The sequence below is a fragment of the Shimazuella kribbensis DSM 45090 genome, from assembly GCF_000428065.1.
Lineage (GTDB): Bacteria > Bacillota > Bacilli > Thermoactinomycetales > Thermoactinomycetaceae > Shimazuella > Shimazuella kribbensis.
The window spans coordinates 588,762-606,309 of sequence record NZ_ATZF01000001.1; the positions used below are offsets into that span (position 1 = coordinate 588,762).

14 protein-coding genes and 1 pseudogene are annotated in these 17,548 nt (G+C 37.3%); 12 read left to right on the plus strand and 3 right to left on the minus strand.

The window, feature by feature from the left end; genetic code table 11:
* Positions 1-38: 38 nt before the first annotated feature.
* Positions 39-485 carry a GNAT family N-acetyltransferase gene (locus A3GQ_RS0103280; protein WP_028775838.1) on the plus strand — a complete coding sequence of 149 codons (447 nt, stop codon included), beginning with the start codon at positions 39-41 and terminating at the stop codon, positions 483-485.
* Positions 486-505: 20 nt separating this feature from the next.
* Positions 506-1,252 (plus strand): MBL fold metallo-hydrolase, encoded by a 747-nt coding sequence (locus tag A3GQ_RS0103285; RefSeq protein ID WP_028775839.1) that lies wholly within the window; start codon positions 506-508, stop codon positions 1,250-1,252.
* Between the two features lie 63 nt (positions 1,253-1,315).
* On the opposite strand, the gene rnz is transcribed toward A3GQ_RS0103285, so the two are convergent.
* Complete coding sequence (rnz, locus tag A3GQ_RS0103290; RefSeq protein WP_028775840.1) at positions 1,316-2,227, minus strand: ribonuclease Z; 912 nt, start codon at positions 2,225-2,227, stop codon at positions 1,316-1,318.
* A 192-nt stretch (positions 2,228-2,419) separates the two neighbouring features.
* On the opposite strand from rnz, the gene A3GQ_RS0103295 reads away from it, so the two are divergent.
* Together A3GQ_RS0103295 and A3GQ_RS0103300 are read left to right on the plus strand one after the other, a co-directional pair.
* Positions 2,420-2,677, plus strand: coding sequence for an autorepressor SdpR family transcription factor (locus tag A3GQ_RS0103295; protein WP_028775841.1), 258 nt, complete (start codon positions 2,420-2,422; stop codon positions 2,675-2,677).
* A gap of 2 nt (positions 2,678-2,679) precedes the next feature.
* Entirely contained in the window at positions 2,680-3,333 is a 654-nt protein-coding gene (locus A3GQ_RS0103300; RefSeq protein ID WP_051271139.1) for an SdpI family protein, read from the plus strand.
* 507 nt (positions 3,334-3,840) lie between these two features.
* On the opposite strand, the gene A3GQ_RS0103305 is transcribed toward A3GQ_RS0103300, so the two are convergent.
* Positions 3,841-5,136 carry an ArsB/NhaD family transporter gene (locus A3GQ_RS0103305; RefSeq protein ID WP_037463657.1) on the minus strand — a complete coding sequence of 432 codons (1,296 nt, stop codon included), beginning with the start codon at positions 5,134-5,136 and terminating at the stop codon, positions 3,841-3,843.
* A 329-nt stretch (positions 5,137-5,465) separates the two neighbouring features.
* Here A3GQ_RS0103305 and A3GQ_RS0103310 point away from each other — a divergent pair, with 329 nt between their 5' ends.
* Entirely contained in the window at positions 5,466-8,120 is a 2,655-nt protein-coding gene (locus tag A3GQ_RS0103310; protein WP_028775844.1) for a phosphoenolpyruvate synthase, read from the plus strand.
* 115 nt (positions 8,121-8,235) lie between these two features.
* Here the strand turns inward: A3GQ_RS0103310 and A3GQ_RS0103315 are convergent, their stop codons facing one another.
* Entirely contained in the window at positions 8,236-8,592 is a 357-nt protein-coding gene (locus tag A3GQ_RS0103315; RefSeq protein ID WP_028775845.1) for a hypothetical protein, read from the minus strand.
* Between the two features lie 603 nt (positions 8,593-9,195).
* Between A3GQ_RS0103315 and A3GQ_RS25510 the strand changes: the two genes are divergently transcribed.
* From A3GQ_RS25510 to A3GQ_RS0103350, 7 genes and pseudogenes are all read left to right on the plus strand, one after another.
* On the plus strand, positions 9,196-10,254 hold the full coding sequence (locus A3GQ_RS25510) for a peptidoglycan DD-metalloendopeptidase family protein (RefSeq protein ID WP_169818238.1): 1,059 nt from the start codon (positions 9,196-9,198) through the stop codon (positions 10,252-10,254).
* A 294-nt stretch (positions 10,255-10,548) separates the two neighbouring features.
* Positions 10,549-12,021 (plus strand): tRNA (N6-isopentenyl adenosine(37)-C2)-methylthiotransferase MiaB, encoded by a 1,473-nt coding sequence (gene miaB, locus A3GQ_RS0103325; protein ID WP_028775846.1) that lies wholly within the window; start codon positions 10,549-10,551, stop codon positions 12,019-12,021.
* A gap of 15 nt (positions 12,022-12,036) precedes the next feature.
* On the plus strand, positions 12,037-12,465 hold the full coding sequence (locus tag A3GQ_RS23255) for a YlbF/YmcA family competence regulator (protein WP_051271143.1): 429 nt from the start codon (positions 12,037-12,039) through the stop codon (positions 12,463-12,465).
* Between the two features lie 217 nt (positions 12,466-12,682).
* Positions 12,683-13,258: an outer spore coat protein CotE gene (gene cotE, locus A3GQ_RS0103335; RefSeq protein WP_028775847.1), complete on the plus strand. Its 576-nt coding sequence runs from the start codon at positions 12,683-12,685 to the stop codon at positions 13,256-13,258.
* A gap of 189 nt (positions 13,259-13,447) precedes the next feature.
* Entirely contained in the window at positions 13,448-14,800 is a 1,353-nt protein-coding gene (locus tag A3GQ_RS23260; protein ID WP_051271144.1) for a putative amidoligase domain-containing protein, read from the plus strand.
* 125 nt (positions 14,801-14,925) lie between these two features.
* Positions 14,926-15,027 (plus strand): annotated as a pseudogene (locus tag A3GQ_RS28445) (MutS N-terminal domain-containing protein); the annotation flags it as partial.
* A 609-nt stretch (positions 15,028-15,636) separates the two neighbouring features.
* Complete coding sequence (locus A3GQ_RS0103350; protein WP_028775848.1) at positions 15,637-17,439, plus strand: reverse transcriptase/maturase family protein; 1,803 nt, start codon at positions 15,637-15,639, stop codon at positions 17,437-17,439.
* Positions 17,440-17,548: the final 109 nt, after the last annotated feature.

Below are 17,548 nucleotides of genomic sequence, written 5' to 3' on the forward strand. Positions count from 1 at the left end.
AATGTAAAAGAAAGATTATGAAAGAGGATGGTTCGAATATGAAAGTATGTGTCGTCACGAATACACAGCAATTACAAGATGCATTGTCTGTTCGGCATCGTGTTTTTGTGGAGGAGCAGAATATTTCAAGCGAATTTGACAAAGATGAGTATGATGGATCAGCGACTCATGTAGTCATTTATGATAAAGAGGTACCTGTTGCAACCGGACGGTATCGAGTAGTCAAAGATATGGCTAAAATAGAGCGAATCGCTGTCCTTTCTTCCTATAGAGGAAATGGCGTGGGTAAGATGGTAATGGCAGAATTGGAACAAGCAGCTAAGAAACGGGGTTTAGCTTGTGTCATACTAGATGCTCAAGCACATGCTGAAAATTTTTATGAAAAATTGGGATATCAATCTGTATCAGGTATTTTTATGAAACAAAGTATTCCTCATTTGGAAATGAAGAAAAGGTTAACAAAAGAGAAAGTGCCCCAAATTTAAAAGTAAAAAGGAGAATAGAATTGCAGTTAACCGTTTTAGGATGTCATTCCCCGTTTCCAGCTCCAGATGGAGCAACACCTGGTTATCTCATAACGACTAAGTCAGGAAAACAAGTATTACTTGATTGTGGAAGTGGTGTACTTTCTCAATTAATTAAGTACATTCCTCCTTACGATTTGGATATGGTAATCTTGTCGCATCTGCACCATGATCACATTGCAGATTTTTTTGTATTGCAATATGCCATTATGGTTGCAATAAAACAAGGATGGAGAACAAAACCACTTCAAATATATGCACCAATTAAACCGCTCAAATGGTCAAAAAATTTGTATTATGGCGACTACATTGATGTCCGTGAATTGAATGAAAAAACATGGACTGAGTTGGATGAAGATACAACAGTAAGGAGTTATCGAACCAATCACAGTGTGCCTTGTTATGCACTTGAGATACAAGATCAAAAGCATATCATCTTATACGGAGCAGACAGCGGATATGAGACAAACTGGAATCAAATGAAGAAAAATCCGGATGTTTTTATATGTGAGGCAACATATCTAGAATCTGACATGCCTGCGAATGCAAAAGATCATCTATCTACTTGTCAAGCAGGTGAAATAGCTAATCTGTTAAATGCGAAACATTTAGTAGTAACTCATCTATTTCCTTTTTATGATAGGGATGACTTGCTTCATGAAGTAATGAGCACGTACAAAGGTTTTTGTGACCTAGCTCAAACAGGTTTTATCCTAAACCTAAAATGAATAAAGAATAATCCACTCTGCTGAAGTTTTTTTACGAATGAAAACAAGTAGAGTGGATTATCCTTAACAATCATAGGTTTGATGTTCGTTTGCGAGGTAGGAATTAGCAAAAACACTTCTTGTTTCCTCTATCAACTCTTCTTCAAACACATCATGATATCGTGGACTAAAATGATTGATGATTAACTTTTTAACGTTTGCTTCTAATGCAATGTTTGCAGCTTCTATGGTAGTAGAATGGTAATATTGGGAGGCTTTGTTCGCCATATCATGTTTTTGTGTAGCTTCATGCACAAGAATATCTGCATCTTTTGCCAGCAACAAACTATTTTTGCAGGGTAATGTATCTCCTAAAATCGTAATTATTTTACCTGGGATCGGTGGATCAATATAATGTTTGCCATCTATTTGCTTTCCGTCTGGCAGGGTGATTGTTTCCCCACGCTTTAATCGTTGGAAAATAGGCCCTGGCTTGACTCCTTCTGCGAGTAGTTTTTTTGTGTTAAGTTTGCCGAGTTTTTCATTCTCCTCTATTCGGAATCCATAACAGGCTATTCGATGCTCCAAACGTTTGACATGAATAGTAAAATGATGGTCTGTTAATGACATTTCATCTTCTATTTCGACGTAAGTGATAGGATGACTGAGATATGTTTCACTTATTTTTAATGTAGTTTCAACAAACTCTTTGATTCCTTTTGGTCCATAGAGTGTAAGGGGAGCATTGGTTTGAAAAGAACGAGTACTTAGTAGCCCCGGAAGCCCATAGATATGATCACCATGTAAATGGGTAATAAAAATGCGACTGATTCGACTGAGTTTAATAGGAGATTTCATAATCTGATGTTGAGTTGCTTCACCGCAGTCAAATAGCCAAATGTCACCATTGTATTCTGGTAAAAGAAGTGCAAGGGAAGATACATTTCGGAAGTTGGTAGGGACACCAGCACTTGTTCCAAGAAAATAAAGTTTCATAGGTAAGTTTCTTCTCTTTTCGATTTTTATGGCTGTAATTTCTTATTTATAATGTATTGTAACAAAAGCACTTATCTTATTTCCAATATAATCGTTAAATGTTTTTCTAACTTGTCAAACCATATTTCATATGATACATTTAAATTAGTTATTTAGATAATTAACTAAATATCGAATAGAGGCGATATCCATTTGAATGATGTATTTAAAGCTTTAGCTGATCCTACTCGAAGAAAGATCTTAGATTTATTAAAAGAGAAAGATTTATCAGCAGGGGAGATTGCGGATAAATTTGATATGACAAAGCCATCGATTAGTAATCATTTGTCTATATTAAAAAAATCCGATTTGGTTTTAGTAGAGAAAAAAGGACAATTCGTAATTTATTCTCTAAATACGACTTTATTTCAAGATGTAATAAAATGGATGCTTCATCTGAGAGGAGAGTAATAATGAACAAATTTGTTTTAAAAGGATATCTTTATGCGAGTCTAATTGTATGTATTCTCACCTTTATCATTCATCTCACGATGTATCCTCAGTTACCCAATACTATTCCTTATCACTGGAATTTTGAAGGAGAGGTAGATAAAACTGGACCGAAATACATTGCTTTGTTTTGGTCAGTATTTCCGTTCATTCTGTACTTGCTCTTTTTGATTTCACCAAAATGGGACCCCAAAAAAGAGGCCTATGACAAACATAAAAGGGCATATTCGATCTTTGGATTTGTTTTGGTTTTGTTTTTCTCTTGTATATCTATTTTTATTTTGTTAGCAACAATAGGCTACTCTATTTCTATTGGCATCACCATTGGTGGATTATTTGGTGCATTGGCTTTAGTATTAGGAAATTATATGCGGCAAATTAGACCAAATTATTTTTTTGGTATAAAAACACCATGGACGCTTTCATCCGAACAAAACTGGAGAAAAACGCATCGTTTAGGTTCCATGTTATTTGCATTAGTTGGTGTGTATCTACTTATCGGAGTTTTCGTTGCAAGTAATTGGTGGATGTTGATTGGAATTTTACTGCTTGTCCTTGTTGCAGGTATTTTGTATCTTTATTCGTATCTCTTACATCGGAAAGATCACAACAGTTAAATCAACTTCTTTCGGTATGTTAGATTCCAATTCCTAGAATGATTTGTATACCCTATGATCAAGTAGTCCCATTTTTTTGGAGTAAAAACAACAAAATGTACTTCAATAGGGGACTGCTTTTTTATTTTGAAATTACATGCAAATCACACGATAATAGCTATTAATCAGTGGGTGATGTTGATTGGAAGGAACATCCCTATCTCTCACGAGTCTGACAAATTTTTCAAAAAACACTTTATAAACATACATTCTGTTGTTAAACTATCCACAGTTGCTCTTGGAATAGTGGATAGTTTATAGGGTTGTGCAAACCAATCGTATAGCACATAAAATGCTATGCGTACCGAAAAATGGCTAGACTGAAATGCGAAAACCAAGCAATAAGTCTATGCTATAACGTAGCAACAAGAATTCTGTTTAACTGTGGGGCTCACGAGGCTTGCTTGGTAAGGAAGTAGTCATCAGACTACCGTCCCAAGAATCCCATGGCTTCAGCCATGTGGAGTGTCAAAAGTAGCGAATGAGCAGATAAATATTTGCAATGATTAACGAGATCAAGGTGATGGGCGCACCAATTTTTAAAAATTCCATGTAACTGAATCCTTTTCCCTCTTTTGATGCAAGACTTGCAACAATAACATTCGCAGATGCACCTAAGATGGTACCATTTCCTCCTAAACAAGCGCCAAGAGCCAAAGACCACCATAAGGTATTTATTTCAGGTGTGTTGACACTTACGCCAAGGCTATTTGCCATCTCTTGTATTAAAGGAATCATCGTGGCAACAAAGGGAATGTTGTCGATCGTAGCAGAAGCAATGCCTGAGATCCATAAAATATAAATGGAAGCTAAAGAAAGATCACCATTTGTTATTTCTAATACTTGTTTTGCGATATATTTGATAACCCCTACTTCTTGCAAGCCTCCAACCAATGCAAACAAACCCCCAAAAAAGAAAATAGTTGTCCACTCTATTGATGCAAATGTTTTTTCTATTTGGTGTTCGTTTAATCCAATGAGTAGTAAGATACTTGCCCCCGCAAAGGCGATCACAGATGCTTCCACATGCAGGATAGAATGAAGTGTAAATCCAACAATAGTAAGCCCAAGTACAAAAAGTGATTTTTTCATCAAAGGAATGTTTTTAATGGATTCGTTTTCATCTATATTGGCTAGTTGTTGTTTATCTTTTTCTGAAACCACAAGTTTATTTCGATAAATGAAATACAAAATGATAAGGGTGATAACAAGAATAATAGCTGCAATTGGTCCGAGATTAACCAAAAACGCATTAAAAGTTAAATGCTTGTTTGCAGCGCCAATCATAATGTTAGGGGGATCCCCAATTAGTGTAGCGGTTCCGCCAACATTGGAAGCAATTACTTCCGAAATTAAATAAGGTACTGGATTTACTTTTAAAATACGGGTGATGGAAAAAGTGATTGGAACAATGAGTAAGACAGTGGTCACATTGTCTAACAATGCAGATCCAACAGCTGTTAGGAGGGATAACATAATCAACAATTGTATGGGATTACCTTTCACTGACTTGGCTGTTTTAATCGCTAACCATTGAAAAACACCTGTAGTATTGGTAATGGTGACTAATATCATCATTCCAATCAATAAGGCAATGGTGTTCCACTCGATATAATGTGTAAAAACTTGATGCACATCTACAATTCCTGCAAGAATCATAATAGAAGCACCTAATAGTGCGATTACAGCTCGATTCCATTTTTCTGTGATAATGAAAGCATAAATAATCAAAAAAATGCCAATGGCTAAAATTGTTGTGTACATAGAACTCACCTTTTTTTCATAGTAAAAAGCCCGTCGACATATAAACTTTCCCTTTTCACTCAGAAAAATGAAAGTTTATATGTGACAGGCTCCTCCAGAAATATACATATGCATATTAATTTTATTATAAAGGAAATAGTATCAAGAGACAAGGGAGCGTTACTAAGACGTTCATTCTACTTTTTGAAGTAATTTGTGATTTCATTAACATGAAAATGATGATGCGGTACTCCTTATTATTACAAACCAAAAAGTGAGTACTCACTTTACTTTTTTTATAGAGTTGGCTAAAGTGAAAGAAAGGATGTTTTTGAATAGGAGGTAACACAATGGGTTCTTATGTCTTGTTTTTTTCGGAGGTTGATGCAAGCAAGATAGAAGAAGTGGGAGGAAAAGGTGCTAATTTAGGAGTGTTGGGTGAAGCTGATTTTCCAGTACCACCTGGATTTTGTGTGACTACTTCTGCTTATCGAGCTGTAATCAAATCCAGTATAGAAATGGATAAATTACTTACACAATGTGAAAAAATAAACGTAAATAATCTAGAGGAATTAAAAGAAACTGGGGAAAAAATTCGTGATCATATAAAAAGTTTGCATATACCAAGATTCGTAATACAAGAAATATTGGAAGCATGGCAGTCTGTTGGCGAAAATTATTCTTATGCTGTAAGGTCAAGTGCAACAGCTGAGGATTTACCATCTGCATCATTTGCAGGCCAGCAAGATACGTTTCTCAATGTACAAGGAGAAAAGGAATTATTGGAAGCCATCCGTAATTGTTGGGCATCTTTATTCACTGATCGTGCTATCGCATATCGAGTAAAAAATGATTTTGATCATCGACATGTGTTTCTGTCTGTTGTTGTCCAGCGGATGGTTCAACCTGAAATATCAGGAATTATGTTTACCGCAGAGCCAGTCAATGGTAATCGCTTAGTTACTTCTATAGATGCTAGTTTTGGTCTAGGAGAAGCACTTGTTTCTGGATTGGTTACTGCTGATTTATATAAAGTTAAACATGACAAAGTAATATCCAAAAAGATAGCATCAAAAAAAATAATGATAGAATCGCTTGCCGATGGGGGAACAAAGAAAAGTACTGTTCCAAAAGAAAAACAAGATGTTCAAGTGTTAACGAACGAACAAATTCTTGCTTTGTCTAAATTAGGAAAGCAAATAGAAAAGCACTTTGGTTTCCCACAAGATATCGAGTTTTGTATAGAGAATGGTAAAATTTTTGTTGTCCAAAGCAGGCCGATCACTTCTTTGTATCCAATGCCGCAAATAGAAGCTGATCCACTTCGTGTGATGCTTTCTTTTGGACATATACAAATGATGACAGAGCCAATGAAACCACTCGGTATATCTGTTTTTCGAACCCTTTTCCCATTTGGGAAACCGGATGGTTCTTTCGAGACGAATTTTTTGATACCAGCAGGAGGAAGGCTATTTGTTGATCCTTCTGATATTTTAAGATTTCGTCTAGCAAGGAAAGTGATTCCCAAAATTTTGTCCAATATGGATAGTACTATGAGTCTTGCTTTGCAAGAAGTAATTCACCGTCCAGCATTTACGACAGTGCCACCAAAACCAGGTCTTGCTAAAATAGTAAGGTATAATTTAAAACCAGTGTTAAAAGAAGTATTTCAAAATATTTTTCGTCGAGATCCTAATTTAGCAAAATCCCACGTTGAAACATATATGTTTGAACAACACAAAAAAATGAAGGGAAGTTTGCATGGGCTAGATGAAGTGGAGAGTTTAGAAAAAATTCAAGGTTATTTAGCTACTTCTCTCTTATCTATTTTTCAAAATCTTTTTCCATTTATAGCACCTTTTCTTTTGTCTGCTGGTGTCCTAAAGAAATATTTAATTCAATGGATTGGTAATGATCAAACCTTACAAAAATTAAGTCAATCGTTCGCAGGTAATGTTACAAGTGAAATGGGACTAGCAATTGGAGATTTAGCAGACGTGTTACGAGAGTTACCTGAAGTTGAAGAATATTTACGTACAGCGAAGGATGAAGATTTTTTTGAGCAAATGGATTTGGTAGAAGGTGGAGAAAAGTTTCATCCGTATTTTGCTGAATTCTTAGATAAGTATGGCAGGAGATGTCCTGGTGAAATCGATATAACAAATACGAGATGGAGGGAAAAGCCAACACTCTTGATCCCGGCTATTCTTGGTCATATGCGAAGCGTAAAACATCAAGAGCATCGAAATAAGTTTCGCATAGGTGAACAGGAAGCGAAAGACGCAGAAGCCCAAATAATGAGTCATTTAAAAGGCAATCCATTGAAGGCTCGCTTGATGAAACGATTGATTTCATTATATCGAAATTTAGGTGCCTTACGTGAGCATCATAAATATTTTCTGATTACGATTTTAGATGAAAGTAAAAAAGTGATTATGCGACAAGCGGATCATTTAGTAGAACAGAAAATTTTAGAAGATCGAGAAGATGTTTATTATTTATCACTAGGAGAACTTCTTGATTTATCTAGAAACGGGAGATTAGAGGACTTGGAACAAAAGTTAGAAGAACGTAAAAAAGAGTATATCGATCAACAAAAGCTACAGCCACCACGAGTACGAACTAGCGAAGGAGAAGTGGTGACACCAACTCTGCAAAAAGGTGATTTTCCTCAGCATGCACTCATGGGAACTCCTGTATCAGCAGGTGTTGTAGAAGGCAGAGCGCGAATTGTTTTAAGGCCAGAAGAAGCACAGTTGCATGAAGGGGAAATATTGGTAGCTCCATTTACAGATCCAGGATGGACTCCACTTTTTCAATCTGCTATCGGTTTGGTAACAGAAGTAGGCGGATTGATGACACATGGTTCGGTAGTTGCTAGAGAATATGGGATTCCAGCGGTAGTAGGGGTAGAGGATGCATGTAAACGGATAAAAAATGGTCAAAAGATTCGAGTGGATGGAACACAAGGATATGTTGAAATTTTAAGTGAAAAGAAAGAATGAGAGAAGGCAAGTTTCTGATTTTTTTTACGAAACATTAAAAATGAATTTTTAAAATATCGCGCCCCCCAACCCATATGCACTATTGGTTGGGGGGCGATCACTCGATCACTGATATTCAGAGTCTGTCACCTTCTACTGTGGTGATCTTGTTCGACTCATCAAATCTGACGACGGTCTTGTCGTCGAAAAATTCAGCGATATGAGTGAAGGTGATGACTCTATGATTCACCATGGCCTTCCCATAATGCACCATTGCCTTCCCATAATGGCCCTTACGAACAGACTTCCGCCCGATAGGCAGGACGCCGAAGAGTCGCTTGGGAGGTACAGTGAGTTCGTAGGTCACACCGGTTAGCTCGATCCCCTCAGTAGACCAAGCGATGTCCTCGTACTTGAGACACCCTTGGTTATGGTAGAGGATCAGCTCTTTGCCCTCTGAGAAATTTCCCGGGGCATTAGTCGCAATATTCATGTGGAATCCTTTCATTGCTTGTTTTTAGTATACCAAATATTATTTTTAAAGAGAAAGAAATTATTTTATCGTTATTTATATTTAATTCTAGTAGTGCAAACAGAGAGATATATATTTTGATTTTTATAGATAATGTTGTTCACCAACATAAGTTAACATTGATTATTAGCTCTTAAATATTTTTTTCGGTTTATTTCAAATGATGTAAATTGGCATTTCCTAATTAGAAATTTATGAATGGATAATCCGTGTTTTTAAATGGTGGATATATGTATGGAATTATCGTTATAAGACTGGTGATTTATTTTTAATCAGAATAGTGTATGAATGGCAAATAATTTTCATAATATTGCTTTGTTTTTTTAAATAAGCGTTGTTATAATTTATTATGTCCGTATTTTGTTTTCGCAGGTTTTCTAATCTTGAAGGTTTAAATTTAATTTGTTTGTACATAAAGGACGGTTCTAAAAAAGTAGAGCTATTGGATCTAGAATTTAAAGTTGTTATTGCCATTTGTGTCGAAAGGAAACGATAACTTCAATAGAAATGGAGTAATAAGCCATCATGTTAGGATTGTTCAAGAGAATAGGATTTTTTTGCTTTGTGTTTTTTCTTGTTTTCTCATTAATTCCTTATTCTAAAATACATGCGGAGGATATCTCGCGACAAAAAATTAAAGAACATCTGGAAAATAAAGAAAATTTATTGGATCAAATGATAGAACAAGATAAAAAGTTACAAAAATTTGTAGATGAGATGAAAAGGAGCAGTTCGAAAATAAAAGAAATTCAAAAACAAGCTGCTCCAATTGAATTAAGGTTAACCAATGAGGAAAAAGTATTGCGACGCTACGATCAATTATTGAAAATGCGTATTCGTTATTTTTATGAGCACGGCCAGCTAAACTACACAGCACAGATCCTTGAAGCGAAAAGCTTTGGGCAGTTTTTGGAAAAATTGGAAACCATTCGACTTATTATTAAGCAAGATACTGCACTAATCGAAGAACGACAAAATGTTATAAAGAAAATCGAAAAAGAAAAAAGTAAATATGATGTTTTAGTGGCACAACAGAATGAGCTGATAAAAAAATCAAAGGATGCATATAATGAAATAGTCAAAGAAGCAAAAAAGAGTAAAAAAAATCTGGAAGAATTGCATGCTTTTGAAGAACTTCATGAAGATGAATTTAGTCAAATCAACCTAGAAGATTGGCAATCTGGAAAACTTCGATTTCCCTATAATGGACAAATGCAACTTCCGTCCAATGGCAGACTTACATCTGGATGGGGGTACCGGTTTCACCCTATTCACAAGCGAAAAATACTTCATCAAGGGTGTGATTTTGGTGGTGGAGTAGGAAGTCCTATCTATGCTGCAGGAAATGGAGTTGTTGTGTCGAGTGTACCAGCTTCCGGGTATGGATGGTTAATAACCATTTATCATGGTGAAAAGAATGGGAAACATGTGTTTACTCGTTATGCCCATAGTTTCCCAAATCAAGTCAAAGTTCATGCTGGAGAAATGGTAAAAGCTGGTGAGCAAATTACTTCTGTTGGTGCAAATGGTGATATAACTGGACCTCACCTTCATTTCGAAGTTAGGTATGGAACAGGGGAGAAACCACCTTCATCAGATCCGTATAAATGGTTTACATCATAACTTCTATTTTAGATGTGCTGTTAACGGTTCAGTGCCAGATACTAAATGATACATACAACTATATTAGATAACTTTATGTCTAAAGAAATTACATATATCTATTGGTTGAATTGAAGCTGAGAAACTTAAATCTCCCAGCTTTTTTTATTTCTAAATAACAATGGATAAGCAAAATTAACCTTCATTCAAATTACATTAATTTGATGAAAATATCTATTTCCGATATAATATGTTAGTTACAAGACTGATAATTATACGATCTATAGATATTTCATATAGAGAGGATGGAATCAATTGAGCGGGAAAGATTATAGCAAATATTTTATAGCTCCTGATTTAAAAGAAGCCAAAAAACGCGGAAAAGAAGATATACAAGTTTTGCAGTTTGATCAGATACCAGAAGAGATGCAAGGTGTAGGCTGTGGTAAAAAGTACATGATTGAAACATATGGTTGTCAAATGAATGTCCATGACAGTGAAACCATAGCAGGAATCTTGGAACAAATGGCTTACACTCGTACGGAATCTCATCAAGATGCAGATGTGATCTTACTAAATACATGTGCCATCAGAGAAAACGCAGAAGACAAAGTGTTTGGGCATATCGGCAGTTTAAAAGCACTAAAAATGGAGAAGCCTGATCTTGTTCTAGGTGTCTGTGGTTGTATGTCCCAAGAAGAGTCTGTTGTATCTCGTATCCTACAGAAGCATCAGCATGTTGACTTGATTTTTGGTACTCACAATATTCATCGTTTGCCGTACCTCTTATTTAATGCTCTTATGTCGAAAGAGATGGTAGTAGAGGTCTGGTCAAAAGAAGGCGATGTAGTAGAAAATATGCCAAAAGTTCGTGCAGATGGATTGCGTGCATGGGTCAATATTATGTATGGGTGTGATAAGTTTTGTACTTACTGTATTGTCCCATATACAAGAGGAAAAGAGCGGAGTCGACGCCCAGAAGATGTCTTAAATGAAATACGTGATTTGGCTCGTCTTGGTTATCAAGAGATCACATTACTAGGGCAAAATGTAAATGCTTATGGTAAAGATTTTAGCGATATCCAGTATCTGTTTGGTGATCTCATGGATGATGTGAGAAAGATTGGTATTCCAAGAGTGCGTTTCACTACCAGTCATCCAAGAGATTTCGATGATCATCTGATCGAAGTGTTAGCGAAGAGAGGAAATTTAGTAGAGCACATCCATTTACCTGTTCAATCAGGTAGTAGTGAAGTTTTAAAATTAATGGCAAGAAAATACGATAGAGCAAGATATTTGGAATTGGTTGGTAAATTGAAGGCAGCTATTCCAGATGTAGTTCTTACTACAGATATTATTGTAGGATTTCCAGGGGAAACAGATGAACAGTTTGCAGAGACAATATCACTGGTGAAAGAAGTAGAGTATGAAATGGCTTTTACTTTTATTTACTCTCCTCGTGATGGTACACCAGCGGCAAAGATGAAAGATGATGTTCCTATGGAAGTGAAAAAACGCCGTCTGGCAGAATTAAATGATGTGTTGAATGAGATCAGTAAAAAGAAAAATGCTGTTTTACAGGGGCAAGTAGTGGAAGTACTTGTAGAGGGAGAAAGTAGAAAAAATCCTGATGTCCTTTCTGGACGTACCCGAACTAATAAATTAGTCAATTTTGTTGGTCCCAAACATCTGATTGGAAAAATGGTTTATGTGTCCATTGAAAAAGCGCAAACATGGACCTTAAAAGGTAAATGGGTAGAAGATATCTCCAAATCTCCAGTAGCGTAAGGTAGGTGGATAACCATGTTGGATCACCAAGTGTTGCAATCTGCTGAAGAATTTGCTGGAAAAGTTCGTACGAGTTCAGAAGTGCAACGTTTCCATTTAGCAGAACAACAAGTAAATAAAAGTCAATCCGTACAAAATTTGATTGAAACGATAAAGAAAAAACAAAAAGAGTTGGTACATGCCAAACATTTTAAGAAAAACATGTACAAAGAACAATTGGAAAACGAATTAGATGAGCTGCATTATAAATTAGATCACTTGCCTATTGTATTGGAATATCAGCAAAGTCAGGTAGAGATGAATGACCTGCTTCAAATGTTACAACAAGTTATTGCAAAAACGGTCTCAGAGAAATTGGAAATAGAAACAGGAGGCATTGTAGCTGCTGGTTGTGGAAGCGGTGGAGCCTGTGGTTGCGGGAACAAACATAAAAAAACGGGCTGAAGAAAGAACAGGTAGAAAAATTCTCTGCCTGTTCTTTTTGTTGTGGACAAAGACATTTTGTATATTTGTATCATTTTTTTCTTTCTACTGCGTAATACATTATATAAGATCAAATTTCTTTTGTACGGTTTTACAAAAAAGTCCATGGGTTTTTAGCACTCAAGGCAGGAGCCCTGCATACACTGGTTTTGTAAGTCCGTTGGAGGAGGGAATTCAGGTGCCAAACACAGATAGAGCAGTTGAGTATCGTCAGGTGATCACCAAAGCGGTATGTGGGAAAGGTCGAAAATTTTCGCATGTCACACATACTATTGAAACACCTGATCATGTACACAATGTATTAGGTGCATGGGTAATTAATCACCAATTTGAATCTTCAAAAGTAGGAGAAGCAGTTGAGGTACAAGGAAGTTATGATGTAAACATTTGGTACTCAACAAAAGGTAATACCAAAACAGATGTGATGAAAGAAACAGTACGCTATGTGGATCAAGTACCACTAAGTTATTTTGATCCTCATACAAGAGAGTTAAGTGTATCTGTTAGTGCAGCTGCTACACAATCACCGAACTGCGTAGAAGCATCTATTTCTTCTAATCATGATGCAGTCGTGGTGCGTGTAGAGAAAGAATTTGTAGTGGAGTTAGTAGGAGAGACCAAAGTTACAGTTGCTTGTTACCCAGCAGAATATGCAGAAATTGATGACAAAGATTTTGTTTTCCAATCCCAGGATGATGAACAAGGTTTTGAGGAGTTGGATCCTGACTTGATTATCGATGATTTAGAAGATTAATTCCCCCAAAAAGATCCCCCTTTTGGGGTACCAGAGAAGGCGGAGGAATAAGCCTTCTTTTCTTTTTTTCTGAAGAAAACCTATTCTTTATTATTATTTATTCAATAAGCAGAATAGCCAATTTTATTTATAACCCATTTACTTGTTGCTACATAAGATAGGGGTAGTGGCAAAGAGGGGGGAAGGTTGATGAGGGCCGTTACCCTACGGACAAAAATTGATGAAAAACAAGGGTTTTCTATACTGAATCAAGAAGGAAAATTACATGCTACCATTCAACTAAATGATCATATTACCTTAAATCCAGCACAGCAAGTAGAGCGAGTAGCAGATGAGACAATCCGAAGACGAATATTGAGAGTGCATGGTATTCCTGTTCAGGATCAAAGTTTTGTTATCAGACAATATATTGTTTATGTGTACCAAACGAAGGTTTTATTCATGTATCGGTCCAATTCAGCTGGGCAATGGCTACAAAAGCGAGCAATAAGTACCAGTTATCAACGAGTGTATCCATCAACAGATAAAACGAAAGAAGTACAGAATGTACAGAGCATGGCTATTCGAGCAGTTTACGCTCTAGGTCTTGATTATGCTGCTGTTTTATGTGGAGTAGTTCATGGAAAGAATATCGTAATTCGCAAAGTAAATCCAAGTCCAAAGTTAAATAGTGTCATGATGGGTAGTTTTGAAAAAGCATTTGAACAGTATCGAGATACACAGCCCATAGATATCCCTTCAGATAAAGTGTTAATTGGTGCCGATCCTGAATTTATCATGCGATCCAAGACAGGAAATCTCATTCTAGCTTCCAAATATTTTCCTCTTCGTGGTAAAGTAGGCTGTGATGCTATTTGGCTTGGACAAAATCGATCGCATAAACCATTGGTTGAAGTAAGGCCAGAACCAACATCAGACCCACGAGTTTTAGTAGAACGCATTTATCATTGTTTGGCATATGCTGCCCGAAAAATGGCTCAGGTACCATGCAGTTGGTTGGCTGGGGCAATGCCTTACAATGGTTATCCTATTGGTGGACATATTCATTTTAGTGGAATAGAGCCTACATTTGGTTTGCTTCGAGCACTCGATAATTATTTGACGCTACCTTTGATGATGGCAGAAGATGAAAAAGGGGTTCGCCGCAGGCCGAAATATGGATATTTAGGAGATTATCGCATTAAAAATCATGGTGGTTTTGAGTATCGAACTCCACCGAGTTGGTTGGTATCACCGACTCTGACTAAAGGGGCGTTGGCTACTGCAAAACTTATTGTTCTCCATCATCAAAAGTTAAAATTAACTCCATTAAGCAATCCAGATCTCCAAACAGCGTATTACAAAGGAGAAAAAGATTCTTTTACCTTTTGGGTATCACTTTTATGTCAAGGATTAAAGGATTTGGATGATTATAAAATGTATGAAAAATACTTAGATCCTTACTTTGAATATTTGCAAAGCGGTAAAAAATGGGATGAATCGCGAGATTTTCGTAGAGCTTGGAGGTTGCCGCCTTATCGAGATGGATATAAACCCAAGTAGAAAATATTTCGCCTTGATGTGAATCCTTGCATCAGGGATTTTTCTTGTTCACTGGTTTGATACCAATATCAAATCTACTTTTTATGTTACACTAGAGAGAAATTTAGTTGGTGGAGGACGTAAGATTGACTAGATATACACCTATGATTGAACAGTATCTTTCTATTAAAAACAAAAACAAAGATGCTTTTTTATTTTTTCGTTTGGGAGATTTTTATGAGATGTTTGTGCGCCCGTAAGGGCATCTAATGAATCTGCCTTTGGCAAGGCAGTAGGCAAAGGACGTAACTAAAGCCTATCGTCAACCAGCTTATCCTAATGGGAAACCTGAGGGGGAGTGTAGCATGCTGGTAAAGTCACAAGTCACCAAGCTATCACGGTGCGACTGAGTGGCAAGACGAAACGGTTGCAGACAAGGATGAAGGCTATACTGCTTGAAGGACAGCCTGAGAGGTTGTAGCGTAAACTATGGCGAAAGGTAGCTAGAAACGCCATATAACCGGTGGAGAACCGTATAAAAACATTACGGTTTCTCGAACAGCGAGAGGGTCAGATGTTCTAACTACTCTCGTAACGTCCCACGGTTGCTCGCGCCCAATAAGGGAAGAAAAGGCGAACGTCCCATCCGAAACTGCAACATAGCTTGTCATTAGATGTCTAAACGGGGATCACCTAAGTTGGAATGTCAGCGAAACTGGCTATGATGCAAAAGGCATCTGAATATCCAATATGGTGACGGAGCCCTCGTAGTAGTCCGAGCTAGGGAGAGCCTAGTACATGGCGAAGGAGGGCAGCTTACCTCGTTTAATACGAATTGGGAAGGAGCGAGAGGCTCTATGAGAAATCCCGTGATGGTATTGAACAGTCTAGCTTCAAAGTCAAAAGATGAGGGATATACAATCCAGAGATTGTATCGGAATCTATACAATGAAGAATTCTTTCTGCTAGCTTACAGCAAGCTGGCACCTAATGAAGGGAATATGACTGAAGGTGTAGATGGAAGAACAATTGACGGAATGAGTATAAAGAGAATAAATACCCTTATCGAGAAGCTCAGGGATCAGTCTTATCAGCCAAAACCCGTTAGAAGAGTTTTTATCCCGAAAGCAAATGGCAAACAGAGACCCCTTGGAATACCTTCATTCGAGGACAAACTTGTCCAAGAAGTTTGCCGCATGTTGTTGGAAGCCATCTATGAAGGAAGTTTTTCGGACAATTCCCATGGGTTCAGACCCAACAGAAGTTGTCACACAGCTCTTATGCAAGTTCAAAGAAACTTCACGGGGGTTAGATGGTTCATAGAAGGAGATATTGAATGCTTCTTCGACAGCATCGACCATCACAAACTGGTGGGAATTCTCAGAATGAGAATTGAGGATGAAAAGTTTATTAATCTAATCTGGAAATTCCTTCGAGCTGGATATATGGAGAACTGGAGATTTCACTCCACATACAGCGGAACCCCACAAGGGGGGATCATCAGCCCTATTTTAGCGAACATCTACTTAGATCAGCTAGATAAATACACTCTTGGTATCAAATCTAGATTTGACAAAGGGGCTAGAAGGAAAACCAATCCGGAATACAAAAGACTGGAATATCAGATTGGAAAACTTCAGAAACAAATGAGAGAACATATACCCGAGGAGACGAAAAAGTCTATTTCGGAGCGAATAGCTAAACTGAAAGATGAGATAAGAAAGGTATCCTATGTTGATCCGCTTGATGAAAACTTTAAGAAACTCTTCTATGTAAGATACGCCGATGACTTCATCATTGGGGTTATAGGAAGCAAAGAGGAAGCCAAGCAGATCAAAGCCGAGGTTGCTAATTTTACTAGTGAACGTCTGAGTCTCACGCTTTCGGAAGAAAAAACTCTTATTACTCACTCATCCGAACCAGCAAGATTTCTAGGTTATGACATCGTCATAACCAGAGATGAACATATAACAAGGGATAAAAATGGGGTTAAGAAACGTTCTGGTAACATGAAGTGCAAACTTTATGTGCCTAAGGAAAAATGGCTGAATAAGTTACTCCAGTTGAATGTCTTAAAGATTGATGACAAAGGAGAATGGCATTCTTTACACCGCTCCAGACTAGTCACTCTAGAAGACATAGAGATACTCCACATATACAACGCCGAAATAAGAGGCTTATACAATTACTATAAGCTGGCAAACAATGCGAGTGTCCTGAGCAAATTCTTCTACATCATGGAATACAGTATGTACAAAACTTTTGCCAACAAATACAGAACTTCGGTTTCCAAGATCCTTTATAAGTACAAGAAGGATAGAAAGTTTACAGTTGAATACGATGTGAAGAGTGGGAAGAAGTTTGCAACGCTCTATCATAAAGGATTCAAACGAGATCCCAAGGTTCTAATTGGTAAAATAGACATACTGCCCAACGAACTACCATATTCGGGTCGAACGAGCCTATTGCAAACACTCGAAAAAGAGGAATGCGAATGGTGTGGTGCGATTAATGTTCCTCTAGAGGTGCATCACGTCAGAAAGCTCAAAGACCTTAAAGGAAAAGCCCGTTGGGAACAACATATGATTGCGAGAAGAAGGAAGACGATGGTACTGTGTGAAGCCTGTCATGATAGGCTTCATGCAGGGAAGCTAGACTAAGAGGCAAGTGGAGAGCCGTATACGCTGAGAGGTGTATGTACGGTTCGGGGAGGGGTTCTTGGAAACCTGCCGTCGTAAGGCGGTAAGGCGCTGGGTTCCTACTCTACTT